The sequence below is a fragment of the Actinomadura fibrosa genome (assembly GCF_900659615.1).
Lineage (GTDB): Bacteria > Actinomycetota > Actinomycetes > Streptosporangiales > Streptosporangiaceae > Spirillospora > Spirillospora fibrosa.
Genome location: NZ_CAACUY010000385.1, coordinates 1 through 5,941, shown reverse-complemented (window position 1 = coordinate 5,941; position 5,941 = coordinate 1). Strand labels below are relative to the sequence as shown.

Annotated in this window: 5 protein-coding genes; 1 reads left to right on the top strand and 4 read right to left on the bottom strand. The window is 73.9% G+C overall.

Going from position 1 to position 5,941, the window contains the following annotated elements; translation table 11 throughout:
- Positions 1-646: 646 nt before the first annotated feature.
- The 4 genes from phoH2 to abmR form a co-directional block, all read right to left on the bottom strand.
- A complete protein-coding gene (phoH2, locus tag E1300_RS46765) occupies positions 647-2,002 on the bottom strand; it encodes an RNA 5'-3' helicase PhoH2 (protein WP_131763707.1) in 1,356 nt (451 codons plus the stop codon).
- Positions 2,003-2,152: 150 nt separating this feature from the next.
- Complete coding sequence (locus tag E1300_RS46760; protein WP_278045441.1) at positions 2,153-3,028, bottom strand: isoprenyl transferase; 876 nt, start codon at positions 3,026-3,028, stop codon at positions 2,153-2,155.
- 92 nt (positions 3,029-3,120) lie between these two features.
- Complete coding sequence (locus E1300_RS46755) at positions 3,121-3,684, bottom strand: hypothetical protein (RefSeq protein WP_131763706.1); 564 nt, start codon at positions 3,682-3,684, stop codon at positions 3,121-3,123.
- A 287-nt stretch (positions 3,685-3,971) separates the two neighbouring features.
- Positions 3,972-4,493, bottom strand: coding sequence for an ATP-binding transcription factor AbmR (abmR, locus tag E1300_RS46750; protein WP_131763705.1), 522 nt, complete (start codon positions 4,491-4,493; stop codon positions 3,972-3,974).
- Positions 4,494-4,609: 116 nt separating this feature from the next.
- Here abmR and E1300_RS46745 point away from each other — a divergent pair.
- On the top strand, positions 4,610-5,941 hold a 1,332-nt coding region (locus E1300_RS46745), incomplete at its 3' end, for an MFS transporter (protein ID WP_242619852.1).

The window sequence follows — 5,941 nt, the reverse complement described above, 5'->3', positions numbered from 1 at the left end:
CGATCTCGTCGGCCGCGCCGGGCCCCGGCGCGTCGGCGAGGGACTGGAGGCCGAGCGTGTCGCCCGCGGGGCCGGGGCCCTGCGGGGCCTGCGTCCCGGCGACCTTCACGTCGTCGTCGTGGGGGGACGGGCCGGCGACGGGGGCCGCGAACGGCTCCTGGGGGGCAAAGCTCTGTCGATCGTCTCGCCTAGGGGACCCGGGGCGGTCTCCGTACAAGGCGGTCCTTCCGACGGTCGCACGCGCATGGACACGCGGGCGAACTGCTTCCACCCCCGGTCCGGCCGCCCGGAGGTGGGGCGTCCTGGACCCGGTCCGGTGCCGCTCCGCACGCGTTCTTCAGGGGGTCGCGCAGCGGGGGGCACACCGCTCGGGGGTGCTTACGAGGAGACACAATGCCCGAGCCCGCGGGATGCTCCGCAACCGAAACGAGACAAATGCTGCCGGTGGGACGGATGTCAACTCGGCCTGAACAATGCCGAAACGACAGGGAGAGCTGGGATTCCTCGCCCCATCGGAGGGCAGTGTGACCTTAGTCACATATGACGGTCCGGGGTTTATCGATCACCGTTCGTAGCGAGATTTCGGGGGTCTCGCGCGAAGGCCCGGCGCCCGTCCGCGAGGGACGGCCACCGGGCCCGCCACGGCTCAGGCGCCCACGTCTCCGAGCATGTCGGTCACGAGCGCGGCGATCGGCGACCGCTCGGACCGCGTCAGCGTCACGTGCGCGAACAGCGGGTGCCCCTTGAGGCGCTCCACGACCGCCGCGACGCCGTCGTGCCGGCCGACCCGCAGGTTGTCGCGCTGGGCCACGTCGTGGGTCAGCACGACCCGCGAGCCCGCGCCGATCCGGGACAGGACGGTCAGCAGGACGCCGCGCTCCAGCGACTGGGCCTCGTCCACGATCACGAACGCGTCGTGCAGCGACCGGCCGCGGATGTGGGTGAGCGGCAGGACCTCCAGCATGCCGCGGTCCAGGACCTCGTCGATGACCTCCGGGGTCGTGACCGCCGACAGGGTGTCGTAGACGGCCTGCGCCCACGGCGACATCTTCTCGTTCTCCGAGCCGGGCAGGTAGCCGAGCTCCTGCCCGCCGACCGCGTACAGGGGGCGGAACACGACGACCTTGCGGTGCCGGCGCCGCTCCATGACGGCCTCCAGGCCCGCGCAGAGGGCGAGGGCCGACTTGCCCGTGCCGGCCCGCCCGCCGAGCGAGACGATGCCGACCTCCTCGTCCATCAGCAGGTCGAGCGCGATCCGCTGCTCCGCGGACCGGCCGCGCAGCCCGAACACCTCGCGGTCGCCGCGCACCAGCCGGACGGACTTGTCCGGCAGCGTCCGGCCGAGCGCGGACCCGCGCTCCGACAGCAGCCGCAGGCCGGTGTGGCAGGGCAGGTCCCGCGCCTCCTCGACGTCGGCGCCGCCGCCCTCGTACAGCTCCTCCAGCACGCCGCCGGCGACCTCCAGCTCGCGCATCCCGGTCCAGCCGGACTCCACCACGGCGAGCTCGGCCCGGTACTCCTCGGCCGCCAGCCCGACCGCCGAGGCCTTCACCCGCATGGGCAGGTCCTTGGAGACCAGCACCACGTCGCGGCCCTCGCTGGCCAGCCAGCCCGCGACGGACAGGATCCGGGTGTCGTTGTCGCCCAGCCGGAACCCGTCGGGCAGGATGCTCGGGTCCGCGTGGTTCAGCTCGACGCGGAGCGTGCCTCCCTGCTCGCCGAGCGGCAGCGCCTCGTCGAGGCGGCCGTACTCCAGACGCAGGTCGTCCAGGGTGCGCAGGGCCTGCCGGGCGAAGTACCCGAGCTCGGGGTGATGGCGCTTGGCCTCAAGCTCGGAGATGACGACGATGGGGAGTACGACCTCGTGCTCGGCGAACCGGGTCATCGCTCCCGGATCGGCCAGCAGGACACTGGTGTCGAGGACGTACGTGCGCCGGTCCGGAACGGGCGTTCCGGAGGAAGGGTTCCCGGAACCGGGACGGCGCGCGGAGGTTGTGGCCACTCGATCTCCCTGACTAGGGGGTGACTACCGGTGGCGCGACGGGCCCCGCGTGCCGGGGGAACGGGGCCGCCGCCCTCCCGGAAGCGCGCCGCCGAGCGGCGGGCGGCCCCGGTCGGGGACCCGCCCGCGGCGGTGATCGGAGGCCGATCGTCAGGAACCGTAGCGCCGGTGCCGCGCGGCGTAGGAGCGCATCGCCCGGAGGAAGTCGACCTTGCGGAAGTCCGGCCAGTGGACCTCGCAGAAGTAGAACTCCGAGTGGGCGCTCTGCCAGAGCATGAAGCCGGAGAGGCGCTGCTCCCCCGAGGTGCGGATGACCAGGTCGGGGTCCGGCTGGCCGCGCGTGTAGAGATGCTCCGCGATGTGCTCCACGTCGAGGACCTCGGCGAGTTCCTCGATGCTGGTGCCACGGCTCGCCTGCTCGACGAGCAGAGAGCGCACCGCATCAGCGATCTCACGCCTACCTCCATACCCAACGGCGACGTTCACAATCAGGCCGGGAGCGCCAGATGTCGCCTCTCCGGCGTCTTTGAGGACGCGCGCGGTCTTGTCGGGCAGCAGGTCGAGGGCGCCGACGGGCTTGACGTGCCAGCCGTCGGCGGCGAGCTGGCGGACGGTGTTCTCGATGATCTCCAGCAGGGGTTCCAGCTCGGCGGCCGGGCGGTTGAGGTTGTCGGTGGACAGCAGCCAGAGCGTGACGTGCTCCACGCCCGCCTCGGTGCTCCAGTGCAGCAGCTCGGTGATCTTGTCGGCGCCGCGCTGGTGGCCGGTGTTGACGTCGGTCAGGCCCATCGACCTGGCCCAGCGGCGGTTGCCGTCCAGGATGACCCCGACGTGGCGGGGGATGACGTCCGCCGGCAGGGAGGCCTCGACCCGGCGCTCGTACATCCGGTAGACGGCGTCGCGGACGGCGGCGTACGGGCCGCTCCGGCGGATCGCGGAGGTCAGCGCGCCCCCCTCGGAGGGGTTGCGGCGCACCCCTTCCCTGCGCGCGCCGCCGCGCGACATCCCGCTGCGCCGAATCCCCATCTGGGCGTCCCTCCGAGCGACGGTCCTGGTGCGAACGACGCTCAATTATGGCCTGAGGGCGACACTTCTCCCACCGTTCCGGTGATGTCAGGCTAGCGGGCGTACCGGCCGCGGCGTCCCCGATGCCCCGCTCCGGCCCGTTCGGCCTCGGCGAGCACGTCGGCCAGGAACCGGGCGAGGTCGGCGGACGTGAGCACCGCGCGGACCCCGTGCCCGCCGGCGCCCCAGGCCTCGACGACCGCCCGCCGGGCCAGCCGCCACCGCCCGGCCGCGGACCGCTGCCCGCCGACCCACATCGCGGACGTGCGGAGCGTGCAGCGCAGCTCGCCGGTGCTGGCGACGTCGGCCCGGTCGCGGTAGCGGAACGCGAAGAGCTCGGGCTCGCGGGCCGCGGCGTCGCCGCCGCCGCGCGGGTCGGGGAAACGGTCGTCCGGATCCGGCCATTCGGCCGACTGGGGCGAGCCGTCGGCTCGGGCGGCGGCGACGCGGACGGCGAGGTCGGCGAGCAGGTGGCCGCACCGCTGCCCGACGGCGCCGAAGGAGTCGCCGTCGCGCCGCAGTTCCAGGGTGACCTCGAACGGGCGGCCGCCGCGGTCGAGCGAGGCGACCGGCACGACCGCGAGGTCGGAGCCGTCCAGGCAGCGCAGTCCGCGCACGGTCGAGCCCTCCTCCCTGGCCGCGGTCCGCCGGGCCGGCCGGGACCTCGCGGCGTCCCGTCCCGGCGGTGTTCGGGGCACGGCGCTTTCCACGCACATTAGGCGAGGTCATCACCATGATCACACCTCGCGGACCTCGGATTCGCGTAATGGTTCGAGGCCGCGCGACGGGCGGGGATCAGGCGTGCGGAGCGGGAGCAGGCCCGCGGGCGGGAGCAGGCCCGCGGGCGGGAGCAGGCCCGCGGGCGGGAGCAGGCCCGCGGGCGGGAGCAGGCCCGCGGAGGGGATCAGGCCTGCGGGCCGGCGGCGCGGGCGCGCTCGACGTACTCCAGGGCGGTACGGAGCTCGGAGAGCCACGCGTCGGTGTTCTTGCCGACGAGCCGGACGCACCAGGCGAGCGCGTCGCTGCGGCTGCGGGCGACGCCGGCGTCGACGAGCGTGTCGAGGACGCGGCGCTCGGGCTGCCTCAGCCGGGTCATGACGGGCACCGAGAGCGTGGTGAACATCTCGCGCTCGTCACCGCAGTCGGCGCCCCAGGAGACCTTGAGGCCGAACCGGTGCTCGGCCTCGCGGGCGATGGCGATGCGCTGGTCGCGGGTGTCCTCGCGGAAGCGCTGGATGTGCCCGGCGAGCAGGGCGGACCGCTCGGCCTGCGACACGTCGGCGGCGGCCGCCGGTTCGGCGAGGCGGCCGACGACGCTGACCTCCTCGCGGTCGACGACGACCTCCAGCGGCCCCTCGAACCAGCCCTCGGGGAGCCGCCCGGAGAACCAGCCGCGGAGCTGCTCCGCCGTTTCGCTCGTAGTCATGTAATCAAAATTACATCCCCTCCGGCGGAGCGCGCCAGGGCCCGCATCGATTGACACTTCCCATCTTTTGAGAGTTACTGTCACTTAGTAGCAGCAATCGTTTGGAGGTGGCGGTCATGAAGGTGACCCGCACCCGGCGCTGGCTCGGACTCGGCGCGCTGGCGCTGAGCATGCTGGCGCTCGGCTTCGACATGACGATCCTCAACGTGGCGCTGACCACGCTCTCGGCGGAACTCCACGCGAGCACGAGCGAGCTCCAGTGGATCGTCGACTCCTACCTGCTGGTGTTCGCGGCGCTGCTGCTGCCCGCCGGGCTGCTCGGCGACCGGCTCGGCCGCAAGCGGCTGCTGATCGCGGGCCTCGCCGTCTTCGGGGCGGCCTCGCTCGGCGGCGCGTTCGCCGGCGGCCCGGGCGGCGTCGTCGCGGCCCGCCTGTTCATGGGGCTGGGCGCGGCGATCGTCACGCCGCTGTCCATGTCGATGCTGCCCGCGATCTTCCCGCCGGCGGAGCGCACCCGGGCGGTCGCGGTCTGGTCGGCGTCGATGGCGCTCGGGCTGCCGCTCGGCCCGCTCGTCGGCGGCTGGCTGCTGGAGCACTACTGGTGGGGCTCGATCTTCCTGATCAACGTGCCGGTGGTCGTCGTCGGCGCCGTCGCGGTGGCCCTGCTGCTCCCCGAGACCAGGGACCCGTCCGCGCCGCGCGTGGACGGGCTCGGCGCGCTGCTGTCGGCGGGCGGCCTGGTCGCGCTCGTCTACGGCGTGATCGAGGCGCCCGTGCGGGGCTGGGGCGACCCGGTCGTCCTGGTGTCGCTCGCGCTCGCGGCGGCCCTGCTGGCCGGCTTCGTTCTCTGGGAGCGGCGGGCGCGCTCGCCGATGATGGACGTCCGGCTGTTCCGCGATCCCGCGTTCGTGTGGCCGATGCTCGCCGGGGTCGCCGCGAACGTGGTGATGGCGGGCGGCCTGTTCGTCCTGCCGCAGTACCTCCAGGCGGTGCAGGGCAGCGGCGTGTTCGACACCGGGCTGAAGCTCGTCCCGATGCTGCTCGGCCTCCTCGCGGGCGGGATCGTCACCGACCGGGCGGCGCCCCGGTTCGGGCACAAGCCGATCATGGTCGGCGGGCTGCTGGTCATGGCGGCGGGCCTCGGCTGGGGCGCGCTGACCGGCACCGGCGACGGCTACGCGCTCGTCTGCGGGTGGCTGGTCGTGCTCGGCCTCGGCTGCGGCCTGACCCTGATCCCGGCGATGGACGCGCTGCTCGCCGCGCTGCCCGCCGACCAGGCGGGGCGGGGCTCGGGCCTCGTCCAGACGCTCCGCCAGACCGGCGGCACGCTCGGCATCGCGGCGCTCGGCAGCCTGCTGTCGGCCGTCTACCGCGACCGGGTCGGGACGGGCGGGCTGCCCGCGGACGCGGCGGACGCGGCGCGCGACTCCATCGGCGGGGCCGTGGCG

Excerpts from the sequence above, each read along its gene's own strand:
- E1300_RS46760 (WP_278045441.1), bottom strand. The coding sequence starts at position 3,028 with ATGGGGATTCGGCGCAGCGGGATGTCGCGCGGCGGCGCGCGCAGGGAA.
- abmR (WP_131763705.1), bottom strand. The coding sequence starts at position 4,493 with ATGACTACGAGCGAAACGGCGGAGCAGCTCCGCGGCTGGTTCTCCGGG.